Here is a 24,819-nt window from a genome sequence, read left to right as displayed (position 1 = left end):
CGCCTATTTCCTTCTCACCGTTCAACGGGGAGAAGGTGCCCGAAGGGCGGATGAGGGGCAGCGCCGGGGCCGGCGGTTTCCTTCAGGCGCAGAAAACAAGCCTCACACCAGACCCGACGCGCGCGCCGCGGCAGCCGCCTCGCCGCGCGAGATGACTTCCAGCTTCTCCAGCACGGCCGAGACATGGTGATCGACCGTCTTGGGCGAAATGGTCAGATGCGCGGCGATCTTCTTGTTGGAAAAGCCTCGCTCGAGAAGTTCCAGGACTTCCATCTGGCGCTGCGTGAGGCCGGCCTGGTTGGCGCGCGTCGCCTGTCGCGGCCCTCTCGCGATGTGACTGACGCCGCTTTCCCGCATAAGGCTGCGCGCCTGCTGCGCGACCGCCCTCGCGCCAAGGTCCTCGAAAATGGCGAGCGCCTCGCGCTGCGCCGCTTCGTCGCCGAGCAGCAAGGCCATTGCCTGCTCGAAAGGCGCCCCCATTTCGGCCCATAGCCTGGCGGCGGCGCGCCAATCGCCCGTCAGTTGCAGGCGGTGCGGCTCCGCCATGCCGTCCGTGTCGCCGGGTTCGGATCCCGGCGACAACAGTTCCCGCCAGGTGGCAAGTTCGCCGAACACGGCCGGCGTTGGCGCGAGATTTTCGGCAACCGCGATCAGCCGCAAGGCTTCCTGCTTGTCGGCTTGTCCAAGCCAGGCCGATTCGGCCAGCACCTGGGCAAACGCCACGAGGCGCTGCAGCTCCATGCCCTTGTCCAGGAACCGCCTCATCTCTTCGACGATCGGCTCGGCCGACGGGTCGCCGCGGCGGATGCGCAATCGTGCCAGCGCCACCAGCGACGGATAGCGCACCAGCGGCGTCGTTGCGTCGTCGTCGACAACCTCATGCGCCATTGTCGCGGCGTCGTTCCAGAAGCCGCGGCGAAGCAAAAGCTGCGCCTGCACGCCGCGCATGTAGTCGCGCCATGTCGCGAGATCGTTCTCGACGCAATAGCCGATGCCGCGATCCAGGAACGACGCCGCCTCCTTGAAGTTGAGCCTGTTCATCTCGACGCAGGCGCAGTTCGTGAAGGCGCGCGCCGCATGCTCCTGGTAGTTGCCCGACAGCGCAATCCCAAGGCTGCGGGCGAGATCGCGCCGCCCCTTGGCAAAATCCAGCCATTGTCCGGCGGCGCCGACATTGTTCAGCGCATGACATAGAATGTCCGCCCGGTTGAGCCGCTCCGCCAGCTCGACCGCCTTGCCGCCAAGCGAAAGCGCGTCCTCGAGCCGCTCGGCCAGCATCGCCAGTTGCGAGAGGTTCGAATAAGCCATCGCCAGCTCGGCGCTGTCGGGCGCGGTCTCCAGAAGCCCCACGGCCTGCTCTCCGAACCGATCCGCCGACTCGCGATCGCCGAGCAGATAGGCGAAGCGTGACAAGCACCTGAGGCTGTCGCCTTCCTTCAGCCGATCCCCCAGTGCCTGGCGCAGCTGGCGCGCCCGGCCCTGCGCCTCCATCGCCGCCTCGACGCGGCCGATCAGGTGGCACTCGAAGGCATGCCCCTCGTAGAGCTCCGCCCGCTTTTCGATCGGCAGGATATCCGCATAGCGCAGCGCGACCTCGTAATAGCCCGCCGCATCGCGATGCGCGCCGACGCGGGATGCCTCGCGCGCGGCAACCGGCGCCAGCTCGCGCACCACGTCGAGGCTTTGTGCTTCGACGGCATGATGCACCAGCCTTGCGGTGGCGACTTGCGGATTTTCCCGTAACGCCGCCAGCGCGCGCTCATTGTACTCGCGTCGTTTGCTGGGCGTCAGCGCCATCTCGATGGCCGTGCGGGCGATCTCGTGCCGGAAAGCATAGCCATCGCCGAAATCCTCAAGCAGGCCGTTGGCCACGCATTCGGCGAGCTGGCCGGCGGCGGCGATCCCGCAAAGGCCGGTCAGCGCCCAGGCATCGGCGCGGCGCGGAAACACCGAGACCGCGTCGAGCATCGAGCGGGCGCCGGGCGACAATCTTTCGGCGCGCGCCAGCACGGCGTCGCGGACGCTCGCCGGCAACGCGCCATCGACCGCGGCGGCGAGCAGCTCGGTGACGAAGAAGGCGTTGCCCGCCGTTGCGCGGTAGATCGCGTCGCCGTCGCGCGCGGCCGCCGCGGCGAGCGAGAGCACCGCGCTTTCGCTGAGCAGCGGCACTTCTATGCGTTGGATGTTGCCGGCCGGTATCTCGCCGAGCGCCCGGCGCACGCGCATCTGTCCTTCGCTGCGGTCGGTGCGCGCCGCGATCAGAAGCAGGATGTGCGTGTTTGCAATGCGCCGGCCAAGGAAACGCACGAAATCGAGCGTCGCGTCATCGGCCCAGTGCAGGTCCTCGATGACGAGCAGGCAAGGACCTTTCGCCTCGAAGACGTCGAGCGCCTCGGAAAACAAGGGCAGCCGCTGCACCTGGCGGTCGTCGATCGCCCGCGGCGGCTCCCACTGCGCCTCGCGGGCCAGATCGTAAAGCGGCCCCAGGGGATCCGGAATGGAGAGGTCCTCGCAGGCGCTGCGAAGCACGGTCAGTCCCTCGCCCAAGCGGCTTGCGAACGCCTCGGCCAGCGCCGTCTTGCCGGCGCCGGCCTCACCCGACAGGACCACGACGCGGCCGCGCCCGCCTGTTGCATCCGCCAGCAAGGCATTCATTTGCTGCAGTTGCGTCTGCCGTTCCAGAAGCATCGTCACTCTCTCACGAAATCAGAATTTCCATCGTGGCGGGCCGCCGCGATAACGCGGGAAACGGCACCGAAATGTGACTTTCCACACACTGAGGTGCCATCTTCCACATAAAACGTCGCAAAGATAGGGATTCGTCCCGGCCAATATGGGGAATGGCTCCGATGCGCGCCTGCCGCGAAGGTGATTTCTGCTGGGTCGCGCTTGAACCGAGCGCAATTCACAATGAAAGGAAACCGATCGTGCCTCGTTACCTGATTGAACGTACCTTCCCCGATGGGCTTCACGTGCCGATGAACGATGCCGGCGCAACCGCGATGGGCGGCGTCATCGCCCGCAACGCCGAGAAAGGCGTCACCTGGGTGCAATCCTTCGTCTCGCCGGACAAGAGCAAGAGCTTCTGCATTTACGATGCGCCCTCGCCGGAGGCGATCCGCAGCACCGCGCAGAAGAATTCGCTTCCCGTCGACAAGATCACGGAGGTCCGGGTCCTCGACCCCTACTTTTATCGCTGATCGGGCAGACCATGTCGGGCAGACCATACCCGTCGCCGGCGGACCTGACGCCGTGCCAGAGGACGAGGCTGTATCAGCCGCGGCGGATAATGTCCCGCCACGGCGCGGCTTCATGCGACGGGCTGTGTCGGCGTTGCTTTCGCCCCTGCGAAACCGGCGACGCCTTCTGCCGCCGCAGGACGACTACCTGAGACGCGACGTCGGCCTGCACGAGCGGGAAAACCCGCGCGAATACTGGGAATATTGGTGGCATCACAGCTGATCCCGCACCGGGCAATTCCAGGAAAAGTGCGCAGGGGTTTTCCGTCCGGAATTGCGCAAAACAAAGACTTGGAGCGGTTCGTTCGGTGAACCGCTCTGGTCGGGATCAGCGATCATCCCTTTTACCGACAGGCGCCGCCGGCGTTCGGAGTTGGCTTACCGGCCGACTGCCGCCGCTTGCCCGCCTCAATTGGAGAGACAAATGAACGTTCAGACCTTAATCAAATGCGTTATCGGCGCTTCTGCCTCGATCATCATGCTGATGGCGGGCGCGGCCACGGCGGAAACCGTCAATCCGCTTGCCGAAAAGGTGCGGGCGCTCGACAGCCGCTTCGAGGACGTCGCCGTGGCGAAAGCTGAAGGCTACGCGCCGATCCCCTGCGCCAGCGGCCTCACCGGCGGCGCCATGGGCATCCACTACGTCAACGCCGCCTATCTGAAGGACGACGCCGTCGACGTCGCCAAGCCGGAAGCCGTGATGTACGAGCCGATGGCCGACGGCACGCTGAAGCTGATCGCGGTCGAATATATCACCGCGAAGGGCCCGGCCTCGCTCGAAGGCCATCTGTTCAACTTCAACACCGCGCCCAACCGCTACGGCCTCGGCCCCTTCTACGAGCTGCATGTCTGGGCCTGGAAGCAAAACCCCACCGGCGCCTTCGCCGACATGAACCCGAATGTGTCCTGCGACGCGATGAAGGGGATGTGAGCAGCGCCCTTGCCTTCTCCCCTTGTGGGAGAAGGTGGATCGGCGCGATAGCGCCGAGACGGATGAGGGGTGTTCCAGCGGAGTGAGACGTCTGCGTTCCCTGGAACACCCCTCATCCGTCGCCTTCGGCGACACCTTCTCCCACAAGGGGAGAAGGAAAAGCCCGCTCCCCACCCACCCTTTCTTAAGGTGTTTCGGATAGACCCGAAACCTTGGAAAGAGGCGGAAAACGGAGAGTATTCGGGGTGCGCTTTTCCGCGGCAACGACTGCCGGGCGGTTCCTGCCGCAGCGCTGGGCGCTGCGCATGCGGCCATTGCTTGGCCGCATCGACGCAGTGCTGTCCACCGCCGACGAGCGCGGCGAAGCCGGGCGCATGTCGCTGATCGCCTTCTCCATCCGCATCGTCAGCGCCTTCATCGCCTTTGTCAGCCAGGTGCTGATGGCGCGCTGGATGGGCTCGTTCGAATACGGCATCTCGGTGCTGGTCTGGGTGACGATGGTCATCGTCGGCAATCTCGCCTGTCTCGGCTTCCACACCTCGGTCATCCGCTTCATCCCCGAATATCGCGAGCGCGGCATGCTGGCCGAGCTGCGCGGCATCGTGCAGGCGAGCCGCCTGTTCGTGCTCGTCGCGTCGACGCTGGTGGCAGGCCTCGGCGCCCTTGGCGTCTGGCTCGCCTCGGATTGGATCGAGAACTACTACGTCATCCCCTTCATCCTCGGTGTCATCTGTCTGCCGATGATCGCGCTCGGCGACCTTCTGCAAGGGCTGGCGCGCGCCAATTCCTGGGCGCTGCTGGCGCTGTCGCCCACCTATCTGGTGCGGCCGGTGCTGATCCTGGCGTTCATGGCGCTGATGCTTGGCCTGCACTATGTGCCAGACGCCAAGACCGCGATCTTCGCCTCCATCGCCGCAACCTATGTCACCACGCTCGGCCAGCTGATGGCCGTCACCTCGCGCATGGAGAAAAAGATCCCGGCCGGGCCGATGGCGGTGCATTTCGGCCAGTGGATCCTCGTCTCGCTGCCGATCTTCCTGGTCGAGGGCTTCTTCTTCCTGCTCACCAATGCCGACGTGCTGATGGTGGGCGCCTATCTCGATCCCAATGACGTCGCTGTCTATTTCGCCACGGTGAAGACGCTGGCGCTGGTGCATTTCGTCTATTTCGCGGTCAAGGCCGGCGTTGCACAGCGCTACGCCCAGTTCACGCATGGCGAGCCGCATCGGCTCGCCGCCTTCGCCCGCGAGACCGTCTCCTGGACCTTCTGGCCCTCGCTGCTGATGGCGCTCTTGGTGCTGGCGCTGGGCGAGCCGATGCTGGTGCTGTTCGGTCCCGAATTCACCGCCGGCTACCCGCTGCTCTTCCTGCTGGTGCTGGGCGTCGTGGCGCGCGCCGCCGTCGGCCCCTGCGAAAGCCTGCTCACCATGAGCGGCAACCAGAACATATGCGCCGCCGTCTATGCCATGACGCTTGCGCTCAACATCGGCCTCAACGTGATCCTCATTCCGCTGTTCGGCCTCTGGGGCGCGGCAATCGCCACCAGCCTGGCCATGGTCTTCGAGGCCAGCGCGCTCTCCTTCACCGTCTGGCGCAAGCTCGGCATCGTGATGGCGATCTTCGTGGCCGCAAACAAGGAAATCGCCTGATGGCCGCCGTCCCGTTGCTCGAAGAGACCAGCGGCGGCACCGCCGGCGCCATGGTTTCCAACCTTGCCGGCCTGGCGCGCGAGGTCGACCCCGCCCATATCGAGCTCTTCGCCAGCAACAGGCCGGAGCGCAAGCTCGCCATCTACCCGGCCTCGGCCGGCTTCGACCTCGTCGAGGAGCTTGACTATCTCAGCGCCCGCACAATCGAGCCGAACGTCTTCTTCAACCCGCGCTTCCTGGCGCCGGCGATGCCGCGGCTGGAAGACCGCGAGGTGCGGCTGGCCGTCATCCGCGACGGCGACGAATACCGCAACCGGCTTCGGCTTCTGGCGCCGTTCTCGGTCGAGCGGCCGGCGATCCCGCTCGGCGTCCCGGTGATGCGCACATGGTCGAGCCCGTTCGGCCCGCTCGGAACGCCGCTGGTCGATCGCGACGATCCGGTCGGCGTCATCGAGGATTTCTTCTCGATGCTGTCGCGGCCGCATCTCAAGTTGCCCAAGGTCTTCGTGCTGCCCGATATGCGCCTTGACGGTCCGGTGGCGAGCCTGCTCACCTCCTTTGCCGACAGCCGCGGCTTGACCATGGTGACCACCGGCAAGGTCGAGCGTCCGGTGCTCGATAGCGACGCCGACGGCGAGGAATACCTCAAGGCATCGCTGCGCGCGCATCACTATCGCGAATTCCGCCGCCTGAAGCGGCGTCTCGCCGACCTCGGCAAGCTGGAGCACACCGTGGCGCGCGGGCCGGACGAGATCCGCCACGCCATCGAAAGCTTCCTGACGCTGGAAGCGGCCGGCTGGAAAGGCCGCGAGCGCACCGCAATGGCGATCGACCGCTACCGCGCCGCCTTCGCCCGCGAGGCCGTGCACAGGCTGGCCGAGCAGGACATGTGCCGCATCCACCTCTTGACGCTCGACGGCCGCACCATCGCCTGCCTGGTCGTCTTCGTCGAGGCCGGCGTCGCCTATACCTGGAAGACGGCCTATGACGAGGCGCTTTCCGCCTATTCGCCGGGAACGCTGCTGATGATCGAGGTGACCAGGCAGCATCTCGACGATCCCAACATCATCATGACCGATTCCTGCGCGGTTCCGGACCATCCGGTGATGAGCCGTCTGTGGAGCGAGCGCAAGCCGATGGGCACGCTGGTGATCGGGCTGACGCCGGACGCCGACCGGCTGGCCCGTCAGGCCGCCTCGCAACTGCATCTCTACCGCGAGACCCGCAACATGGCGCGCATCCTGCGCAACCGCATGCGGAGCCTGCTGAAAAGACGCTAGATGGGCGGCGAGACACCGGCTATGGCTTGCGGCGGCCGGACCCGGCCTGCCTTCACCACAAAGCACTTCAAATGATCGATACCGTCCTGCGCTTCGCCCGCCTTTGTGCGCCGCTTGTCCTGCTCGCCTTGTTTACGGCTCGAGCCGTGGCCGACACCTGCCCGGAGGATTGCAGCGATCCGCCCCCTCCCCCAGTCAACATCTACAGTCAGACCACGGCCGGCCATCTGAGCCCCGCCACCGCCGGCGCACTGCCGCGCGTCTATGTGCCGAACCGCTCCTCCAACAGCGTCTCGGTGATCGACACCGTCACCTTGAAAGAGGTCGGCCGCTTCCCGGTCGGCAGCAAGCCGCAGCATGTCGTGCCGTCCTGGGATTTGAAGACGCTGTGGGTCGCCAACAACGGCACCGGCAAAAACGGCAGCCTGACGCCGATCGACCCGATGACGGCCATGCCCGGCCAGCAGATCCCGGTCGACGACCCCTACAATCTGTATTTCATGCCGGACGGCAGCGCGGCAATCGTCGTCGACGAGGCGATGGAGCAGCTCGATTTCCGCGACCCGCACACCATGGCGTTGAAATCGAGGCTGCCGACGCCGACTTGCCCGGGCATCAACCATGCCGACTTCTCTGCCGACGGTTCCTACGCGATCTTCACCTGCGAATATGGCGACGGCGGCCTGGCCAAGATCGACCTCAAGAACCAGAAGCTGCTCGGCCATCTCGACTTCTCCAGGATGGGCATGCCGCAGGACATCCGCCTGTCGCCCGACGGCAAGGTCTTCTACGTCGCCGACATGATGAATGACGGCGTGTTCCTGGTCGACGGCGACAGTTTTCGGGAAATCGGCTTCATCCCAACCGGCATCGGCGCGCACGGCTTCGTCGTCAGCCGCGACGGCAAGCGGCTCTACGTCTCGAACCGCGGCTCGCACAGAATGGAGCAGGGCAAGGCCAGTGGTCCGGGCAGCGTCACGGTGATCGACTTCGCCACCCGCGCCGTGGTCGCGCAATGGCCGATCCCCGGCGGCGGCAGCCCCGACATGGGCAATGTCAGCGCCGACGGCAGGCAGCTATGGCTGTCGGGCCGTTTCGACAGCGAGGCCTATATGATCGACACCACCAGCGGCGCCGTGAGGAAAATCCGCGTCGGCGCCGAGCCGCATGGCCTGACGGTGTGGCCGCAGCCGGGGCGCTACTCGCAGGGGCATACGGGGAACATGCGGTAGGGCACTTTTGTGAAGGCCCGCCATGCGAAGCTCGCAGAGCGAAGAATGGTGCCCCTAGCCGGGATCGAACCAGCACTCCTTGCGGAACTCGATTTTGAGTCGAGCGCGTCTACCAATTCCGCCATAGGGGCTCAGGCCGGGCGGCCTGGATGGGCGCGGACTATACGGTTGGACGGCCTTTCGTCAACTGGCCTGTTGCGGATTTGCCGGCACCGCTTCGGCCAAACACCATCCGGCGGTCTTGTGAGGACCACCGCCATTGTGCGCCGCGGGAAACCTTTCTAGAGAGGCGAATGTTTAAGGTGCCCGGCCGATAATGGCGGCTGCGGCGCTTTGGGTCCTTGTTTCGTGCGTGCCGGTGGCCGAAAACCGCTGCGCCGTTTGGGGTGACATGCATTAGGTGATTCCAGGAAAAGCGCAGCGGTTTTCCGTCCGGAATTGTGTCAATCGCATTAGGAGAGCCGATGCTTCGCGGACTTTACGACTGGACCCTGTCGCTGGCGGCGCGCAAATCGGCCGAATGGTGGCTGGCCTTCATTGCCTTCGTCGAAAGCTCGGTCTTCCTGGTGCCGGCCGACGTGCTCTTCCTGCCGATGGCGCTGTCCAAGCCCCAGCGCGCCTATCGCTACGCGCTGATCGCCACCGTCGCCTCTGTGCTGGGCGGCGTCGCCGGCTGGTTCATCGGCCACTATGCCTATGAGGCGGTCGCCAAGCCGGTGCTTGAATTCTACGGCAAATATGATGAGTTCGAGCAGTTGCGCACCTCGTCCGGCGTCGGCTTCATCATCCTGATGCTGGTCACCTCGGGCGCGGCCCATCTGCCGCCGATCAAGGTGGTGACGATCCTGTCGGGCGTCATCGGCGTCAATCTGTTGCTTTTCATCGGGCTCGCGATCGTGGCGCGCGGCGCGCGTTTCCTGCTCCTTGCCTGGCTGCTTCGCCGCTATGGCGAGGAGATCAGGGAGTTCATCGAAAAGCGCTTGGGATTGATTGTCGGCGCCGGCGCCGCTGCCCTGATTTTGCTCTATATCCTCGTCAGATACGCCCACGGATAGCGACTCAGCAACGGACCCGATAGATGACCGCGACCATGAATGCCGACACCGGACGCCAGCGCATGCGCGCGGCGCTCTTTCTCGCCGTCGCCATGGCCGCGACGGTCGGCTCGGCGCTCGCCTTCCAATATATCGGCGGCTACATCCCCTGCCATCTCTGCCTGGAGCAGCGCACGCCCTACTATATCGGCGTGCCGCTGATGGTGCTGGCGGCGATCGCCTCGATGCTGCGCGCGCCGGCCTGGATGACGCGCGGCCTGCTCGCGATCGGCGGCTTGCTGATGCTCTACGGCCTCTATCTCGGCGTCTATCATTCGGGCGTCGAATGGGCATGGTGGCAAGGTCCGGCCGACTGCACCGCCGGCGCCGGTCCGGTCGACACTGGCGGCAAGGGCGTGCTCGACGCGCTCGACAAGTTCGTGCCGCCCTCCTGCGACAAGGCAGCGCTGCGCATCCTCGGCCTGTCGCTCGCCGGCTGGAACGCCATCGCCAGCCTCGTCCTCGCCGCCGTCGCCTTCCGCAGCGCGCTCGCGCGGGACTGAGCCGGCACCAAAGCGGCGGCGCGAGATCGTTCACAGAATTCGGCAGGATGAGTCGTATGAAGTGAGCGTCGAGGACCGGAGCGGAGCGTACTTACAGTACGTGAGCACCGGAAGCGCAGACGCTTGCTTCAGACGGCCAGCCTCCCGAATTCTGTGAACGATCTCAAGGTTCGAGTTCGACATCCCAGTAGAGATAATCCATCCAGCTTTCATGCAGATGGTTGGGCGGGAACAGGCGGCCGTTGTTGTGCAGGTCGTGCACCGTCGGCTGATAAGGCTTTTGCAGCGGCCACATCTTGGCCTGGGCCGGCATCATGCCGCCCTTGCGGAGGTTGCAAGGCGAGCAGGCGGCGACGACATTCTCCCAGGTCGTTGCTCCGCCGCGATGGCGCGGGATGACATGGTCGAACGTCAGATCCTCGGGCGTTCCGCAATACTGGCACTGGAAGCGGTCGCGCAGGAACACGTTGAAGCGCGTGAAGGCGGGATGCCTGGACGGCTTCACATAGGCTTTCAGGCTGACCACGCTCGGCAGCTTCATCGAGAAGGTCGGCGAAGAGACGGCGTGCTCATATTCGGCGACGATGTTCACCCGGTCGAGGAAGACGGCCTTGATGGCGTCCTGCCACGACCAGAGCGACAGGGGATAGTAGCTGAGCGGACGGTAGTCCGCGTTCAGCACCAGCGCGGGAAGCCCATCCGGAGATACGGCAACCGTCACGACCTTCGCCTCCTTGCCTCTAGAACCGAACGGCGCGGATACTGTAAGCCCGACATGACAGGGATGTGAAGCGGATTGTCGTGCGTCGAAATCGCCAAAACCGCATGATTTTCAGGCTTTTTTTGCCATTTCGACAGTCGGCGCCGCATCCCTGCCCTTCAATTCCCGGTAATAGGCCCAAAAAAGCCGCGACGCGACACCCCGCCACGGGCTCCATGATTCGGCCAGCCGGATAAGCATTTTCTCCGGCGGACGCGGGTCGATGCCGAGCGCATGGCCGACCGCCGTCTGCAGTGCGACGTCGCGCGCGGGAAACACATCCGGGTGGCCGGCGGCAAACAAAAGGTAGCATTCCGCCGTCCAAGGACCGATGCCGGGCACGGCCGTCATCGCCGCGATCGCCTCGCCGGCGTCCAGCGTGCACAGGTGCTCGAGATCGAGCCCGCCGGCCACCGCTTCGGCGACGGCGAGCAGCCCGCGCTGTTTCGGCCGCGACAGCCCGGCCTCGCGAAACACGCCCTCGCCGGCGGCAAGGATCGCCTGCGGCGTCAGCGGGTCGACAAGCTTCACCAGCCGCCCGAAGATGGCGTCGGCGCTGGCGCGGGAAACTTGCTGTGAAACGATAATGGAAGCGAGGCTCTGAAAGCCAGGTTCCGACAGCCGCAGCGGCACTTCGCCCGCCCGGCCGCGCACGGTCGCCAGCCGCGGATCGATCCGGCAGAGCGCGTCGAGCCCTGTCGCAATGTCGTCCAGCGAGGCGATGCGTTGCACGTTGCTTGTTCCCAGGGCGCCCGCGAAATGGCAATTGATGGCTAACTAGCAACCGGCGGAAGCGCCTTTCAACCCGAATACCGCCCGAGATATGACACTCCTGACATTCCGCTTCGCGCCGAGCCCCAATGGCCAATTGCATCTCGGCCATGCCTACTCGGCTCTGCTCAACCAGCGCATGACGGCGCAGGCCGGCGGGCGCCTGCTGCTGCGCATCGAGGATATCGATGTCACCCGCTGCACGCCCGAATTCGAAGCCGGCATTTTTCGCGACCTCGAATGGCTGGGATTGCGCTGGGAAGAACCGGTGCGCCGCCAGTCCGAGCATTTCGCCGAATACCGGGAGGTGCTGGACCGGTTGATCGCCGAGGAACTCGTCTATCCGGCCTTCATGAGTCGCGGCGAGATCCGCGCCTTTATCGCCGAGACCGGCGGCCGCGACTGGCCGCGCGATCCGGACGGCGTACCGCTCTACCCACCCCTCGACAAGGCATTGTCGGCCAGGGAGCGCAAGCGGCGGCTGGCCGAGGACGCGCCCTTCGCCTGGCGCCTCGATGTCGAGGCGGCGACCGCGCGCCTCACGGCCGGCCTCTCATGGCTGGAGTTCACTGACGAGACGATGTCCGCGACGCGAGCAATCGAAGCGCAACCGCAGGCCTGGGGCGACGTCATCGTCGCCCGCCGCGAGATCCCGACCAGTTACCATCTCGCCGTCGTCGTCGACGACGCGCTGCAGGCTGTCAGCCATGTCGTGCGCGGCCAGGACCTCTATTCGGCGACCGGGGTGCAGTGCCTGCTGCAGCAACTGCTCGGCCTGCCACAGCCGCGTTATTTCCACCACCGCCTGATCCTCGGTCCGGACGGCAGGAAACTGTCCAAGAGCTTCAAGGACACCGGCCTGGCCTCCCTCCGGGAGGCGGGCATGTCGCCGCAGAACGTCAGACGATTGGTCGGTTTTTAGCTGGCTAGAGGCGCGCCATCCCGGCCTTGATCAGCGCCAGCACGCTGATGAAGACAAAGGCGCCGCCCAGCCCGCAGGCCACCGCCAGCTTGAGATCGCTCAGGCTGATGCCATGCTTGTTTGCGACCCCCACCGCGACGAAAAAGCCGAAGATGAACAGCAGCGTGTTGCCGGTCGGGCCGAAGCCGCTCTCCTTCATGATCGCGTCGAGCGCCGTGCCGAAGAAGAAGCCGAAGCCGGCAATGATCGCGAAGGCGAACAACAGCCAGGTCGTGTCCAGATGCAAAAACATGCCTCACCATGGCGCGGCGACACGCCATGCCCCTCTTGGCACGGTTTGATGAATTCAACTTAGCTTATGGATCAACCGTTTCGTTTTGCTTGCGGGATTGAACGGCATTAGAGCAATCGCCGTCATCAACCGTTCATCCCGGCAGCCTCCCCCATGCAGAGCATCAAGCGGTTCATTCCCGCCTCCTTCGTCGTTCTGTGGGCGACCGGCTTCATCGGCGCGCGCTATGCCATGCCCTGGGCGGAACCCTTCACCTTCCTTGCCATCCGCTTCGTGATCGCGGCGATCCTGTTCGCGGGGCTGACCGTTCTGCTTGGCTCGCGCAAGGCGACGCGCGAAGAGGCGCTGCACGCGACGGTGGCCGGCGTCCTCATGCATGGTGTCTATCTCGGCGCCGTCTTCTGGGCGATCCACAGGGGCATGCCGGCCGGGTTTTCGGCGCTGATCGTCGGCCTGCAGCCGCTGATCACCGCCGTGCTCGCTGGAAAGTTCCTCGGCGAAGCGATCCTGCCGCGCCATTGGGCCGGTCTTGCCGTCGGCCTTCTCGGCGTCGTCATCGTGCTGTGGCCGAAGCTGGGCGCGCTGGGCGGCGGCGTCACGCCGGCGACGCTGACGGCTTCGCTCGTCTCCGTGCTCGGCATGAGCGCCGGCACCATCTGGCAGAAGCGCTATGCCTCAGGCGGCGATCTGGTGTCGGCGACGATGTGGCAGTATGTCGGCGGCTCCGCCGTGATGATCCTTGGCTCGCTCGCCTTCGAGACCCGCGCCGTCACCGTCAATGGCGAATTGATCTTCGCCATGGCCTGGCTGGTCCTGGTGCTGTCGGTCGGCGCCATATTCCTGCTGATGGTGATGATCAGGGACGGTGAGATGTCGAAGGTCGCCTCGCTGTTCTATCTGGTGCCGGCCGTAACCGCGGTCATTGCCTGGGCGCTTTTCAATGAGCAGCTCAATCTGCTGCAGATCGCCGGCGTGGCGATCGCCACGCTCGGCGTCGCCCTGGCGACGGCGCGGCAGGCGAGGAAAGGGGAATTGAGGAATTGAGGAATTGAAGAAGAAGGGCGGAGCCAAGCGTCGGCGCATTTTCCCCAGTTCCTCAATTCTTCAATTCTTCAATTCTCCAGTTCTTCAATTCTCCAGTTCTTCAATTCTCCAGTTCTTCAGTTCCTCTTCTGACCGGCGCCAACTCACCCAACCCGCGCTCGGGCTTCGAGATAACGGCTGATCGCGGCGTTGAGCTCGCCGCCGAGGATGAAGATCGCCGAGATGATGTAGAGGAAGACGACCGCGATCATGATCGAGGCGAGCCCGGCATAGGTCGTCACATAGGACGAGAAATGGTCGAGATAGGTGGCAAAGATCGTCGACCCGACCAGCCAGGCGACCAGCGTGAAGACGATGCCCGGTATGATCGAGACGAAGCGCCGCTTGCCGGCCGGCAGCCAGATATGCACGGAGAACAGCCCGATGACGATGACCGTCGAGGCGATCACGTAACGCCAGATGGTGATCGTGCCCATATACGGCTTGATCCACTCCAGATGCGCCTCCGCCAGCCGTGCGAGCAGCGGCGCGAACACCAAAAGCACGCTGATGGCGAGAAAGCAGGCGGTGGCGATCAGGACGAAGATGATGCTTTGCACCCGGCGGTGGATGATGCCGCGCGTCTCGGTAACCCGATAAGCGCGGTTGAGCGAAGTGCGCAGGGCTTCGATGCCGTTGGAAGCGAAATAGGCCGCAAGCAGCACGCCATAGGTCAGAAGGTCGGTGCGGCGCACCGTGAGCACGTTGAGCACCTCATGCGCGATCGGCTTGGCGATCTGCTCCGGCCATGTGTCGAAGACCAGATGCACGGCCGTGTCGGCGAAGGCGCGCGCGCCGAGGAAGCTGGCAAGCGTGGTGGCGAAGATCAGGAACGGAAACAGTGCCATCAGCGAGGTGATCGCCAGATGGCTGGCCATCGCCCAGCCGTCATCGGTGTTGAAGTGGCCTATCGCATCGTAGAGCACGCGCTTGAGGGCGACGATATTCCGCAGCAAGGGCCCGCGCTCCGCTCGATTGTGTCAACGCCGCGAATATGGGAAGTGATTGCGGTAAATGGCAACCCCAGGTCTCACAACGCGCCCCGCGGCAGAAGAGTTGCGCACCGTCATCGTCACCGGCGCCTCCTCCGGCATCGGCGCCTATTGCGCGCGGGCGTTGAAGGCGGAAGGCTGGCGGGTCTTCGCCACGGCGCGCAAGCCGGCCGACATCGCAGCCCTCGAGGCCGACGGCCTGGAGGCCTTCTATCTCGACTATCGCGAGCCCGAATCCATCGCCGCCTTGGTCGATGCGGTGCTGGAGCGGACCGGCGGCACGCTTGACGCGCTCTTCAACAATGGCGCGTATGCCCAGCCCGGCGCCGTCGAGGACCTGTCGGTCGCAGCACTTCGCGAGCAGTTCGAGGCCAATTTCTTCGGCTGGCACGATCTCACCCGGCGGGTCGTGCCGGTCATGCGCCGCCAGGGGCATGGCCGGCTCGTCCACTGCTCCTCGATCCTCGGACTGGCTCCGGTCCGCTTCCGCGGCGCCTATTCAGCCTCCAAGCATGCCATCGAAGGCCTGATGCTGTGCATGCGCCAGGAACTCGAAGGCAGCGGCATCCACCTATCCTTGATCGAACCGGGACCGGTGAGGTCGAAGATCGCCAGCAATGGCCTGCATTGGTTCTTGAAGAATATCGACGTCGAGAATTCCGTCCACCGCGCCGATTATCAGGCGCAGCTCGCAAGGCTTCAGGCGGGCGGCAGCGTGTCGAAGCTGAAGCCGGGACCGGAGATCGTGCACAGGGCGTTGCGCCACGCGCTTCTGTCACAGCGCCCGCGCCCGCACTATGTGGTAACGCTGCCGGCCAGGATCGGCGCGGCGCTGAAACGCATCCTGCCGGCCTCCCTGCTCTACCGCGTGCTCGCCAGGCGCGCCTGACCGAACTTGAACCGGAGCCAGCCAGATGCTCATCATCTTTAAGATTCTCGCCATCGTCGCGATGGCCGCCGTGGTGATCGTGCTGGTTCGCGGCCTGATCAACATGATGCGCGGCGGCTCCGGCTTCACCTCGAACAAGCTGATGCAGGCGCGCATCATGCTGCAGGCCGTGGCCCTGGCGCTGCTGTTGCTGGTTGTCTATTTCACGCGCAAATAGAGGATCTCAGAGGGACGGCGTGGTCAAGCTCAACAAGATCTACACCCGCACCGGCGACGACGGCACCACCGGGCTCGGCACCGGGGAGCGGCGGCTGAAATCCGACCTGCGCGTCGACGCCTACGGCACCGTCGACGAGGCCAATGCCTGCATCGGCATGGCCCGCATCCACACCGCCGCCGAAAATCCCGCGATCGACGCCATGCTGTCGCGTATCCAGAACGATCTGTTCGATCTGGGCGCCGACCTCGCCGTGCCGGATGACGGCAGGCCGCTGGAATACGAGCCGCTGCGCATCGTCGCCGCCCAGACCGACCGCGTCGAGCAGGACATCGACGCGCTCAACAAGGAACTGCAGCCGCTGAAATCCTTCGTGCTGAACGGCGGCACGCCCGCCGCGGCCGCGCTCCATCTTGCCCGCACCGTGGCGCGCCGCGCTGAGCGCCTGATGGTGGCGCTGGCGCAGGATCCGGCCGAGCATGTCAACCGCGAGGCGCTCAAATACATCAACCGCGTCTCGGATTTCCTGTTCGTCGCCGCCCGCGCGGTCAATGACAATGGAAAGGCCGACGTGCTATGGGTTCCCGGCAAGAACCGCTGAATCCGCAGGCGGGAGGGTCCGATGTTCATCCCGCTTTACGACACCAACAGGCTGCGTCACATCCGGCTGCAATATGTGACGATCGGCCTGATCGTGGCGAACGTGCTGGTCTACTTGGCGACCACGCTCGGCGGTGAGAACTTCACCAATGCCGCGGTTCTCGGTCTCGGCTTCATCCCGTCGGTGGTTCACGACAAGGTCGAGCTCTCGCCCGAATTCGTCGTCATCCCCGAGAGCCTGAGCTACCTCACCTATTCCTTCCTGCATGCCGACATCTTCCATCTCGGCGGCAACATGCTGTTCCTCTGGGTGTTCGGCGACAATGTCGAGGATGCGCTCGGCCATATCCGCTATCTGATCTTTTACCTTGCCTGCGCCATCGCCGGCGCCTTCTTCCAGGGGTTGGTGGCCTGGGATTCGCAGGTGCCGTTGATCGGCGCTTCGGGCGCCATCGCCGGGGTCGTCGCCGCCTACCTGATCCTCTACCCCCGGGTGAAAGTCTGGGTGCTGGCCTTTGCGCGCATTCCGTTGCGCATCCCGGCCTTCATTCCGCTGATCCTATGGATCCTGTTCCAGATCGTGATGTTCGCAGCGGCCGGCGAGGACCAGATCTCCTGGGCATGCCATATCGGCGGCATCATCGCCGGATCGATCCTGGTGCTGGTTCTGCGCAGCCGGGGCGTGCCGCTGCTGGCCGGCGCCGACGGCGAGCCGGACCCGACGCCCAACATCCAGCAGCCGCCTGTTCCTGTTGAGCCGGCCGCGAGCGATCCGGCGCAGCCGGCGGCGCAATGGGGCCGTGGAGCAGCGGCGCCCCGGGACTGAACCGATTTGGGTGCGTCGTGGGATATTGACGCGCCGATTTGTCGCCACTACGGAAACGGCACAGTTGGGCGGATATTCCGTCCGCGATGTCGGCTTTCGACAACTCTGACAGGGCGCACGCTGCTATAGCGCCCCGACTATCTCAGGAGAGGTGACAGGAAAATGAAGATCCTTGTGCCCGTGAAGCGGGTTGTGGACGCCAACGTCAAGGTCCGGGTGAAAGCCGACGGACTGGGCGTCGAGCTTGCCAACGTCAAGATGGCGATGAACCCGTTCGACGAGATCGCGGTCGAGGAAGCGATCCGCATCAAGGAAGCTGGCAAGGCTGAAGAAATCATCGTCGTGTCGATCGGCCCGCAGCAGGCGCAGGAGACGCTGCGCACCGCGCTAGCCATGGGCGCCGACCGTGCCATTCTGGTCAAGACCGACGAGCAGACCGAGCCGCTCGGGGTCGCCAAGGTGCTGAAGGGCGTGGTCGAGGCGGAGGCGCCCGGCCTCGTCATCCTCGGCAAGCAGGCGATCGACGACGATTCGAACCAGACCGGCCAGATGCTGGCGGCGCTGCTTGGCTGGGCTCAAGGGACATTCGCCTCCAAGATCGTGCTCGAAGGCGATCAGGCCAAGGTGACGCGCGAGGTCGACGGCGGCCTGCAGACGGTGGAATTGAAGATGCCGGCGATCGTCACCGCCGACCTTCGCCTCAACCAGCCGCGCTATGCCTCGCTGCCCAACATCATGAAGGCCAAGAAGAAGCCGCTCGACGAGAAGAGCCCGGCCGACTACGGCGCCGACGTCAAGCCGCGCCTCAAGGTGATCAAGACCGAGGAGCCCGGCGGCCGCAAGGCGGGCGTCAAGGTCAAGAGCGTGGCCGAACTGGTCGAAAAGCTCAAGAACGAAGCCGGCGTGCTTTAAAGCGATCGGGAAAGGACAAAGAAAATGGCAATTCTCCTCATCGCCGAACACGACAACACAAGTCTTTCCGAGCAGACCGCCAAGGCGCTGTCGGCCGCCCTCCAGATCGGCTCCGATGTCGACGTGCTGGTGGCCGGCAAGGGCGCCAAGGGCGCGGCTGATGCCGCCGCCAAGCTGAAGGGTGTGCGCAAGGTGATGCTGGCCGAGGCCGACGAGCTTGCCGAGCGTCTCGCCGAGCCGACGGCGGCGCTGGTCGTCTCGCTCGCCGGCTCCTATGACGCGATCGTCGCGCCCGCGACCTCGTCGGGCAAGAACGTCGCGCCGCGCGTGGCGGCACTCCTCGACGTCGCCCAGGTGTCCGAGATCATCGAGGTGGTCTCGCCCGACACCTTCAAGCGGCCGATCTATGCCGGCAACGCCATCCAGACCGTGCAGTCGACCGACGCCAAGAAGGTCATCACGGTGCGCACCGCGTCCTTCGCGGCGGCGCCCGAAGGCGGCTCGGCCGCGGTCGAGACGGTCAACGCCGCTGCCAATCCAGGCCTCTCCTCCTTCATCGAGAACAAGCTCTCCGAGAACGACCGTCCGGAGCTGACCTCGGCCAAGATCATCATCTCGGGCGGCCGCGCGCTTGGCTCCTCGGAGAAGTTCCAGGAAGTCATCCTGCCGGTCGCCGACAAGCTCGGCGCCGCGGTCGGCGCCTCGCGTGCCGCGGTCGACGCCGGCTACGCGCCGAACGACTGGCAGGTCGGCCAGACCGGCAAGGTGGTCGCGCCCGATCTCTACATCGCCGTCGGCATCTCCGGCGCCATCCAGCACCTGGCCGGCATGAAGGACTCGAAGGTGATCGTCGCCATCAACAAGGATGAGGAAGCCCCGATCTTCCAGGTCGCCGATTACGGCCTGGTCGGCGATCTCTTCGTCATCCTGCCGGAGCTGCAAAAGGCGCTTTGACGCCACCGGTTCTGGCATATTAAAATCGGAAGGGTGGGGTAGACGAAGTCGCCCCGCCCTTTTAGTTTGCACTGCACAAAAAGCGGGCCATCAAGGCCTGAAGCCAATCCGGCGATTTTGCGTCCGGATTGCAGGAAATGAACAACAGGAGCGTTTCCGCGCTTCAAGACGCGGAAGATGCTCCGGACGGGATCGGGGTCATGAGCAAGATCGAGACGATCGGCATTGTCGGCGCGGGTCAGATGGGTGGCGGTATCGCCCATGTCTCGGCGCTGGGCGGCTACAAGGTCCTGATCCACGACGTGTCGCCCGACCGTATCGAGAAGGGCATCGCCACCATCAGCGGCAACATGGCGCGCCAGGTCGGTTCCGGCAAGCTCGAGGAGAAGGCGCGCAACGAAGCAATGGCGCGTATTTCCGCCGCCCCGACCATGGCCGATCTCGCGGCCGCCGATCTGGTAATCGAAGCGGCGACCGAGGATGAGACGGTCAAGCGCAAGATCTACGCGCAGCTTTGCCCGCAGCTCAACCCGGAAGCGATCCTGGCGACAAACACCTCGTCGATCTCGATCACCCGGCTTGCCGCGCAGACCGACCGGCCGGAACGCTTCATCGGCATTCATTTCATGAACCCGGTGCCGGTGATGAAGCTGGTCGAGCTGGTGCGCGGCATCGCCACCGAGGACCAGACCTTCGAGGCCGCCAAGAGCTATGTGAAGCACCTCGACAAGACGATCACCGTTTCCGAGGATTTCCCGGCCTTCATCGTCAACCGCATCCTTTTGCCGATGATCAACGAGGCGATCTACACGCTCTATGAGGGCGTCGGCACAGTCGACGCCATCGATACCGCCATGCGGCTCGGCGCCAACCACCCGATGGGACCGCTGCAGCTTGCCGACTTCATCGGCCTCGACACCTGCCTGTCGATCATGCAGGTGCTGCATGAGGGCTTGTCGGATTCGAAATACCGCCCCTGCCCGCTGCTGGTGAAATATGTCGAGGCCGGCTGGCTCGGCCGCAAGACCGGCCGCGGCTTCTACGACTATCGCGGCGACCATCCGGTGCCGACGCGCTGATCTTCCCCGGCTGAACCCTTTCGAAACGGCTCAGGACGCCGCGGCGAGCGGCGGAAGTGGCACGCCGCCGTTCGAAATTTCGCCTGTCGAAACTCCGTCGGGCGCGGCGGAAACGCAGCCGCGCCCGGCCGCCTTGGCGGCATAGCAGGCGGCGTCAGCGCGGGCGATGATCTCGTCCACTTCGCCGCAACCGGCGCGGATCGGCGCAAGCCCGATGCTGGCGCCGATCGAATGCGGGCGCCCGTCCCAGCTGAAGTCGAGATTGCCGATGGCGTCGATGATCGAGCGCGCCGCGATCGGCCCGCACGCCGCGGCGCCCGATTTGAGGACGATGGCGAACTCGTCGCCGCCAAGCCGCGCGACGATGTCTTCCGGGCCAAGCACATTGCGCAGGGCGTCGGCCACGCGCTTGAGCAGCGCATCGCCCGCGGCATGGCCGCCGGTGTCGTTGACCGCCTTGAAGTGATCGAGATCGACGAACATGAACTGATGCTCACCGCCATTGAGGCGGCACTGGTCAACGAGATCTTCCATGATGCGGATGAAGCTCGAGCGATTGGCGAGCCCGGTCAGCGCGTCGTGGGCGGCGGCGTAGGCTAGCTGGCGCTGCAGGGCGCGCGCGTCGCTGAAATCCTGGAAGACGATAACGAGGCCGCAGAACTCGTCGCGGTCGTTCATGATCGGCGACACCACCTGGCGGATGCTGCAGCGCGTGTCGTCGCGCCGGACAAGCACAGCGCGCGTGTTCTGGTCGCAGTGCGGCTGCTCGCTCGCGGAAGGGCGCGAGAGCCCGATTTTCTGCCCGCTTTCCTCGTCGACCGCCCAGTAGACATGGCCGAGCAGCTTGCCCAGGGCCTCGCCGACCACGACGCCGGTGAGTTTTTCCGCGACCGGGTTCATGAAGGTGATGCGGTTGGCGGCATCGGTGCAGATCACCGCGTCGCCGATCGACTGCAACGTCACCCTGAGACGCTCTTTCTCGTCGGCCAGCATGGCCGCCGAAACCATCAGCCGCGCCTCGGCCTCCTTGCGTTCCGTGATATCGGTCAGGCTGCCGATTGCTCGAATCAGCCGGCCCTCGCCATCGCGCTCGATCGCCTTGCCGCGGTCGAGAATCCAGACCCAGCGGCCGTCCTTGTGCCGCATGCGGAACTCGGCCTCGAAAAAGGGCGTCTCGCCGGCAAGATGCGCGCGATCCGCCTCGGCGACGCGTTCCTGGTCGTCGGGATGGATCATGGCCAGCCAGCGATCGGGGTCGCCGTCGAGCTCGCCATCGGCATAGCCCAGCATCTTCACCCAGGTTTCGGAATAGGTGGTGCCGCCCCTGCGCATATCGAGGCTCCAGATACCCTGTCCGGCACTGGTGAGCGCGAAATTCCACCGGTCTTCTGCCTCGGCGATGCGCGCTTCGGCCTGCTTGCGCGCATCGATGTCCTCAATCTGCGACACCAGATAGAGAGGACGACCCGTCTCCTCTTCACGAATGACCGAGCCGGCGAGCTGCGCCCAGACCGGGGTGCCGTCCTTGCGCAGATACCGCTTCTCGAAATGGAAGGAGTGGATCTTGCCTTCCTTCAGGCTCGTCATCGTCTCGCGGCCGATCTGCAGATCGTCGGGATGCGTAATCTGGAAGAAGGTCAGCGCCTCGATTTCCGAGCGGGTGTATCCCAGCATGTCGGCGAAGGCAGGATTGGCCTGAACGATGCGGCCATCGAGGCCGACAATGGCGACGCCGATCGCCGAATCCTCCATGGCCCGGCGGAAGCGTTGCTCGCTCTCGGCAATCTGCCGGCGGTCGTCGATGATCTTGCGGATGGACAGCGCGGAGACAAACAGCGTGACGGCCGTGACGGCGACGGATATCTGCAGGCAGACCTTCAACGCGTCCGTGCCGAGTTCCAGCGCCGGCAACAGGACCGATGCAGTCAAGGCAACGAGACCGGCTGCCATCAAGACGGGCACGGCGCGCTTGCCGGCCCGCGGACCTTTCCAACTCAACCACGCCACAATGCGATCCCACCCAATGCGCGACTGCGCGTTGCCACAACTCTGGCGGATCGATTTTAAGGAATGGTTGCATGAGCGGCAGCGGCCGCTCCGATAACCGGCAAACAATTGCCGGTATGATTAAGGTACTGTTTCAAAACTGTACCGAAGGATCGGTGTCTAATCCTACCAGCGGACGAAAAACCGTCCGCCTAGCGCGCCGAGCGCGGTCAGGAAGGCGATCGTGACCGTATACCAGGTGGCGACGAAGAGGGGCGAATCATCGAAGCAATGCGCGGCGTAGAAGGTCGCCGCGAGCCCGCCGGCGAGCAGGCCGGCCACCGCGCCCGCCAACACCGGCCGCGTCGGCGCGCCATAGCGCAGCATGCCGAGGAAGATAGCCAGCGGGCCGATGCCGATCAGCGGGATGAAGCTCATGCAGATCATCATGTTCGAGCCGATGAGCCGCTTGCCCCAATCGGCCTCGGGCACGACGAAAAGCTCGAGAACTACCGCGAGCACCACCAGAAGCGGTGCGGCAATCATCGAGGTCATCGCCCGCCTGGTCGAAGCACCCGGCATCGACAGCGCGCGAATCAACGCGAAGGCACTGGCGGCGAGCGTCAGCGTGAACACGAATTTGGACATGAAGCGCATCGTGTGCATGGCCGGCATGATGTCGGGACGCGGCCCGATGGTCGCAAAGAAGACCATCGCCGCGATCGCCATGGCCACGCCGACCGCCAGCCACCAGGCCCTGCCCATCGGCATCGCCTCGTCGCGGGCATCGGCGTCGAGCGCCTTGATGAGATCCTCTGTCCTCATGTCGCTGTTCGTCCAAACCGTTTGGCGATCGCGGCCAGGCCGCGATGCAGCGACACGCGCACCGCCGTCTCGCTGATGCCGAGCTTGCTCGCCGTCTCGCCGATCGAATGGCCATCGACCGAGATCGATGCCACCACCGAGCGTTGCGCCGGCGGCAGGCCGTCTAGCGCCCGGTTGATGTCGCGCTCGCTCACTGTTTCCGCCTCCGGCTCGGCGAAGGTTTCCGCGATCTCGTCGATCTCGACCTCGATGCGCCGCCCGCGCCGGCGGAACGCATCGATCAGCTTGAACCGGGCGATCGCATAGACCCAGGGCAGCACCGGCGCATCAGGCCGCCAGGTGTGGCGTTTGACATGAATGGCCAGCAAGGTTTCCTGCACGACATCCTCGGGATCGACCCCGCCTTGAACGATCTTGCGCCGGACAAAGCCGCGAACGAGGGCGGCGATCCCGTGCAGAAAGTCGGCATACGCCCTTTCGTCTCCCGCGATCGCGGCCCTGAGCAGCCGGGAAAGCTCGGCCTCGTCCTTGCCGGTCACAAGAGTTTACCCCCAATGTTCGCGTCTCGGCCCTGGTTTGTTACGTGGCCGGCGAAATAATGTCCAAGCCAAACTGCCGCAAAATCACGAAAGTTTGCGGAATGGCGACCGATTGAAGCAGGGTCGCAATGTTGACTATAACAATCATGTATTGATAGGTGCAGCCGTGCCCAAAACCCCTGTCTCGAAGTGAGGACGATGCCCATGAAAATTGCCCTTTCCACGCTTGCCGGCGCCGTGCTGGCGCTCGGCCTGATCGCCGGCCCGGCCATGGCCGAGGATCAAGGCATCATCGTCTACAATGCCCAGCATGAGAGCCTGGCCAAGGAATGGGCGAAGGGATTCACCAAGGAAACCGGCATCAAGGTCACGCTGCGCAATGGCGGCGACAGCGACTTCTCCAACCAGATCGTCGCCGAGGGAGCGGCCTCGCCGGCCGACGTGTTCCTGACCGAGAATTCGCCGGCAATGGCGCTGGTCGAGGCCGCCGGACTGTTCGCGCCGGTCGACGCCGATACGCTGGCGCAGGTTCCGCAGGAATACCAGCCGTCGACTGGCAAATGGGTCGGCGTTGCCGCCCGCAGCACCGTCTTTGCCTATAACAAGGCCAAGCTGAAGGAAGACCAGTTGCCGAAGTCGCTGCTCGATCTCGCCGATCCGAGCTGGAAGGGCCGCTGGGCCGCCTCGCCGTCCGGCCCCGACTTTCAGGCCATTGTCAGCGCCCTGCTTGAACTCAAGGGCGAGGCCGCTACCGCCGACTGGCTGAAGGCGATGAAGGAGAATTTCACCGCCTACAAGGGCAACTCGACAGTGATGAAGGCGGTCAATGCCGGCGAGATCGATGGCGGCGTGATCTATCACTATTACTATTTCGGCGATCAGGCCAAGACCGGCGAAAACAGCCGGAATGTCGCCCTGCATTATTTTAAGAACCAGGATCCGGGCGCCTTCGTGTCGATCTCCGGCGGCGGCGTGCTGGCGTCGAGCAAGCACCCGAAGGAAGCCCAGGCGTTCCTGAAGTGGGTGACCGGCAAGGGCGGCCAGGACGTGCTGAAGACCGGAACGTCCTATGAATATGCGGTCGGCAAGGATGCCCAGTCCAACCCGAAGCTGGTGCCGCTGGCCGATCTGCAGGCGCCGAAAGTGGATCCGGCGAGATTGAATTCCAAGAAGGTCATCGAACTCATGACGCAAGCCGGCTTGCTTTAGTTCGCGTTCGTCCTAAAAGGGCGAACGACCGTGCT

25 protein-coding genes and 1 tRNA gene are annotated in these 24,819 nt (G+C 64.7%); 17 read left to right on the top strand and 9 right to left on the bottom strand.

Annotated features, from left to right (window positions below):
- Positions 1-102: 102 nt before the first annotated feature.
- Complete coding sequence (locus LB552_RS19665; protein WP_224609536.1) at positions 103-2,688, bottom strand: helix-turn-helix transcriptional regulator; 2,586 nt, start codon at positions 2,686-2,688, stop codon at positions 103-105.
- Positions 2,689-2,927: 239 nt separating this feature from the next.
- On the opposite strand from LB552_RS19665, the gene LB552_RS19660 reads away from it, so the two are divergent.
- The 5 genes from LB552_RS19660 (at position 2,928) to LB552_RS19640 (ending at position 8,331) form a co-directional block, all read left to right on the top strand.
- Positions 2,928-3,200, top strand: a complete 273-nt coding sequence (locus LB552_RS19660) for a DUF4242 domain-containing protein (protein ID WP_095767571.1) — start codon at positions 2,928-2,930, stop codon at positions 3,198-3,200.
- Between the two features lie 517 nt (positions 3,201-3,717).
- Positions 3,718-4,170 (top strand): hypothetical protein, encoded by a 453-nt coding sequence (locus LB552_RS19655; protein ID WP_224588658.1) that lies wholly within the window; start codon positions 3,718-3,720, stop codon positions 4,168-4,170.
- Positions 4,171-4,415: 245 nt separating this feature from the next.
- The gene (locus tag LB552_RS19650) at positions 4,416-5,819 is read left to right on the top strand and encodes a lipopolysaccharide biosynthesis protein (protein WP_224609533.1); all 1,404 of its coding nucleotides are present in this window, start codon (positions 4,416-4,418) and stop codon (positions 5,817-5,819) included.
- On the top strand, positions 5,819-7,099 hold the full coding sequence (locus tag LB552_RS19645; protein WP_224609530.1) for a GNAT family N-acetyltransferase: 1,281 nt from the start codon (positions 5,819-5,821) through the stop codon (positions 7,097-7,099). The genes LB552_RS19650 and LB552_RS19645 overlap by 1 nt, the downstream gene beginning before the upstream one ends.
- 71 nt (positions 7,100-7,170) lie before the next feature.
- A complete protein-coding gene (locus tag LB552_RS19640) occupies positions 7,171-8,331 on the top strand; it encodes a YncE family protein (protein ID WP_224609527.1) in 1,161 nt (386 codons plus the stop codon).
- A gap of 46 nt (positions 8,332-8,377) precedes the next feature.
- On the opposite strand, the gene LB552_RS19635 is transcribed toward LB552_RS19640, so the two are convergent.
- Positions 8,378-8,462 (bottom strand) — tRNA-Leu (locus tag LB552_RS19635).
- Between the two features lie 333 nt (positions 8,463-8,795).
- On the opposite strand from LB552_RS19635, the gene LB552_RS19630 reads away from it, so the two are divergent.
- Both LB552_RS19630 and LB552_RS19625 read left to right on the top strand, forming a co-directional pair.
- On the top strand, positions 8,796-9,386 hold the full coding sequence (locus LB552_RS19630) for a YqaA family protein (RefSeq protein ID WP_224527497.1): 591 nt from the start codon (positions 8,796-8,798) through the stop codon (positions 9,384-9,386).
- 23 nt (positions 9,387-9,409) lie between these two features.
- Entirely contained in the window at positions 9,410-9,928 is a 519-nt protein-coding gene (locus tag LB552_RS19625; protein WP_224609524.1) for a disulfide bond formation protein B, read from the top strand.
- A 163-nt stretch (positions 9,929-10,091) separates the two neighbouring features.
- Here the strand turns inward: LB552_RS19625 and LB552_RS19620 are convergent, their stop codons facing one another.
- Complete coding sequence (locus LB552_RS19620; protein WP_027167440.1) at positions 10,092-10,649, bottom strand: HNH endonuclease; 558 nt, start codon at positions 10,647-10,649, stop codon at positions 10,092-10,094.
- Between the two features lie 111 nt (positions 10,650-10,760).
- Positions 10,761-11,420, bottom strand: coding sequence for a DNA-3-methyladenine glycosylase family protein (locus LB552_RS19615; protein WP_224609521.1), 660 nt, complete (start codon positions 11,418-11,420; stop codon positions 10,761-10,763).
- 91 nt (positions 11,421-11,511) lie between these two features.
- Here LB552_RS19615 and gluQRS point away from each other — a divergent pair, with 91 nt between their 5' ends.
- Entirely contained in the window at positions 11,512-12,381 is an 870-nt protein-coding gene (gene gluQRS / locus LB552_RS19610) for a tRNA glutamyl-Q(34) synthetase GluQRS (RefSeq protein ID WP_224609518.1), read from the top strand.
- A gap of 4 nt (positions 12,382-12,385) precedes the next feature.
- Here the strand turns inward: gluQRS and LB552_RS19605 are convergent, their stop codons facing one another.
- On the bottom strand, positions 12,386-12,673 hold the full coding sequence (locus LB552_RS19605) for a hypothetical protein (protein ID WP_224609515.1): 288 nt from the start codon (positions 12,671-12,673) through the stop codon (positions 12,386-12,388).
- A gap of 153 nt (positions 12,674-12,826) precedes the next feature.
- On the opposite strand from LB552_RS19605, the gene LB552_RS19600 reads away from it, so the two are divergent.
- A complete protein-coding gene (locus LB552_RS19600; RefSeq protein ID WP_224609512.1) occupies positions 12,827-13,717 on the top strand; it encodes a DMT family transporter in 891 nt (296 codons plus the stop codon).
- Between the two features lie 143 nt (positions 13,718-13,860).
- On the opposite strand, the gene LB552_RS19595 is transcribed toward LB552_RS19600, so the two are convergent.
- A complete protein-coding gene (locus LB552_RS19595) occupies positions 13,861-14,712 on the bottom strand; it encodes a YihY/virulence factor BrkB family protein (protein ID WP_095767497.1) in 852 nt (283 codons plus the stop codon).
- Positions 14,713-14,770: 58 nt separating this feature from the next.
- Here LB552_RS19595 and LB552_RS19590 point away from each other — a divergent pair, with 58 nt between their 5' ends.
- The 7 genes from LB552_RS19590 to LB552_RS19560 all read left to right on the top strand — a co-directional run bounded on the left by LB552_RS19590 (position 14,771) and on the right by LB552_RS19560 (position 20,225).
- Positions 14,771-15,637, top strand: coding sequence for an SDR family oxidoreductase (locus tag LB552_RS19590; protein WP_224608065.1), 867 nt, complete (start codon positions 14,771-14,773; stop codon positions 15,635-15,637).
- Positions 15,638-15,662: 25 nt separating this feature from the next.
- The gene (locus LB552_RS19585) at positions 15,663-15,854 is read left to right on the top strand and encodes a twin transmembrane helix small protein (protein ID WP_095767495.1); all 192 of its coding nucleotides are present in this window, start codon (positions 15,663-15,665) and stop codon (positions 15,852-15,854) included.
- A gap of 19 nt (positions 15,855-15,873) precedes the next feature.
- Positions 15,874-16,455, top strand: a complete 582-nt coding sequence (locus LB552_RS19580) for a cob(I)yrinic acid a,c-diamide adenosyltransferase (protein WP_224608062.1) — start codon at positions 15,874-15,876, stop codon at positions 16,453-16,455.
- 21 nt (positions 16,456-16,476) lie between these two features.
- Positions 16,477-17,280: a rhomboid family intramembrane serine protease gene (locus tag LB552_RS19575; RefSeq protein ID WP_095767493.1), complete on the top strand. Its 804-nt coding sequence runs from the start codon at positions 16,477-16,479 to the stop codon at positions 17,278-17,280.
- 162 nt (positions 17,281-17,442) lie between these two features.
- Positions 17,443-18,192, top strand: coding sequence for an electron transfer flavoprotein subunit beta/FixA family protein (locus LB552_RS19570; protein ID WP_224608059.1), 750 nt, complete (start codon positions 17,443-17,445; stop codon positions 18,190-18,192).
- A 24-nt stretch (positions 18,193-18,216) separates the two neighbouring features.
- Positions 18,217-19,146, top strand: a complete 930-nt coding sequence (locus LB552_RS19565; RefSeq protein WP_224608056.1) for an electron transfer flavoprotein subunit alpha/FixB family protein — start codon at positions 18,217-18,219, stop codon at positions 19,144-19,146.
- A 200-nt stretch (positions 19,147-19,346) separates the two neighbouring features.
- The gene (locus LB552_RS19560; RefSeq protein ID WP_140632869.1) at positions 19,347-20,225 is read left to right on the top strand and encodes a 3-hydroxybutyryl-CoA dehydrogenase; all 879 of its coding nucleotides are present in this window, start codon (positions 19,347-19,349) and stop codon (positions 20,223-20,225) included.
- Positions 20,226-20,255: 30 nt separating this feature from the next.
- Here the strand turns inward: LB552_RS19560 and LB552_RS19555 are convergent, their stop codons facing one another.
- From LB552_RS19555 to LB552_RS19545, 3 genes are all read right to left on the bottom strand, one after another.
- A complete protein-coding gene (locus LB552_RS19555; RefSeq protein ID WP_224608053.1) occupies positions 20,256-22,154 on the bottom strand; it encodes a PAS domain S-box protein in 1,899 nt (632 codons plus the stop codon).
- A gap of 243 nt (positions 22,155-22,397) precedes the next feature.
- On the bottom strand, positions 22,398-23,036 hold the full coding sequence (locus tag LB552_RS19550; RefSeq protein ID WP_224608050.1) for an NrsF family protein: 639 nt from the start codon (positions 23,034-23,036) through the stop codon (positions 22,398-22,400).
- Positions 23,033-23,575, bottom strand: a complete 543-nt coding sequence (locus LB552_RS19545) for a sigma-70 family RNA polymerase sigma factor (protein WP_095767489.1) — start codon at positions 23,573-23,575, stop codon at positions 23,033-23,035. The genes LB552_RS19550 and LB552_RS19545 overlap by 4 nt, the downstream gene beginning before the upstream one ends.
- Positions 23,576-23,779: 204 nt before the next feature.
- Here LB552_RS19545 and LB552_RS19540 point away from each other — a divergent pair, with 204 nt between their 5' ends.
- Complete coding sequence (locus tag LB552_RS19540) at positions 23,780-24,784, top strand: iron ABC transporter substrate-binding protein (RefSeq protein ID WP_224608047.1); 1,005 nt, start codon at positions 23,780-23,782, stop codon at positions 24,782-24,784.
- The last annotated feature ends 35 nt before the right edge of the window (positions 24,785-24,819 follow it).

This window comes from Mesorhizobium sp. CA7 (assembly GCF_020165015.1).
Taxonomy (GTDB): Bacteria; Pseudomonadota; Alphaproteobacteria; order Rhizobiales; family Rhizobiaceae; genus Mesorhizobium.
The sequence above is the reverse complement of the archived record's forward strand: the minus strand, read 5'-3'. Positions and strand labels throughout refer to the sequence as shown.

Bases quoted from the DNA above. Each gene is read 5' to 3' on its own strand.
- LB552_RS19665 (WP_224609536.1), bottom strand. From the start codon at position 2,688: ATGCTTCTGGAACGGCAGACGCAACTGCAGCAAATGAATGCCTTGCTG.
- LB552_RS19565 (WP_224608056.1), top strand. From the start codon at position 18,217: ATGGCAATTCTCCTCATCGCCGAACACGACAACACAAGTCTTTCCGAG.
- gluQRS (WP_224609518.1), top strand. From the start codon at position 11,512: ATGACACTCCTGACATTCCGCTTCGCGCCGAGCCCCAATGGCCAATTG.
- LB552_RS19550 (WP_224608050.1), bottom strand. From the start codon at position 23,036: ATGAGGACAGAGGATCTCATCAAGGCGCTCGACGCCGATGCCCGCGAC.
- LB552_RS19560 (WP_140632869.1), top strand. From the start codon at position 19,347: ATGAGCAAGATCGAGACGATCGGCATTGTCGGCGCGGGTCAGATGGGT.
- LB552_RS19605 (WP_224609515.1), bottom strand. From the start codon at position 12,673: ATGTTTTTGCATCTGGACACGACCTGGCTGTTGTTCGCCTTCGCGATC.
- LB552_RS19585 (WP_095767495.1), top strand. From the start codon at position 15,663: ATGCTCATCATCTTTAAGATTCTCGCCATCGTCGCGATGGCCGCCGTG.
- LB552_RS19590 (WP_224608065.1), top strand. From the start codon at position 14,771: ATGGCAACCCCAGGTCTCACAACGCGCCCCGCGGCAGAAGAGTTGCGC.
- LB552_RS19630 (WP_224527497.1), top strand. From the start codon at position 8,796: ATGCTTCGCGGACTTTACGACTGGACCCTGTCGCTGGCGGCGCGCAAA.
- LB552_RS19575 (WP_095767493.1), top strand. From the start codon at position 16,477: ATGTTCATCCCGCTTTACGACACCAACAGGCTGCGTCACATCCGGCTG.
- LB552_RS19570 (WP_224608059.1), top strand. From the start codon at position 17,443: ATGAAGATCCTTGTGCCCGTGAAGCGGGTTGTGGACGCCAACGTCAAG.
- LB552_RS19640 (WP_224609527.1), top strand. From the start codon at position 7,171: ATGATCGATACCGTCCTGCGCTTCGCCCGCCTTTGTGCGCCGCTTGTC.
- LB552_RS19645 (WP_224609530.1), top strand. From the start codon at position 5,819: ATGGCCGCCGTCCCGTTGCTCGAAGAGACCAGCGGCGGCACCGCCGGC.
- LB552_RS19655 (WP_224588658.1), top strand. From the start codon at position 3,718: ATGCTGATGGCGGGCGCGGCCACGGCGGAAACCGTCAATCCGCTTGCC.
- LB552_RS19540 (WP_224608047.1), top strand. From the start codon at position 23,780: ATGAAAATTGCCCTTTCCACGCTTGCCGGCGCCGTGCTGGCGCTCGGC.
- LB552_RS19625 (WP_224609524.1), top strand. From the start codon at position 9,410: ATGACCGCGACCATGAATGCCGACACCGGACGCCAGCGCATGCGCGCG.
- LB552_RS19600 (WP_224609512.1), top strand. From the start codon at position 12,827: ATGCAGAGCATCAAGCGGTTCATTCCCGCCTCCTTCGTCGTTCTGTGG.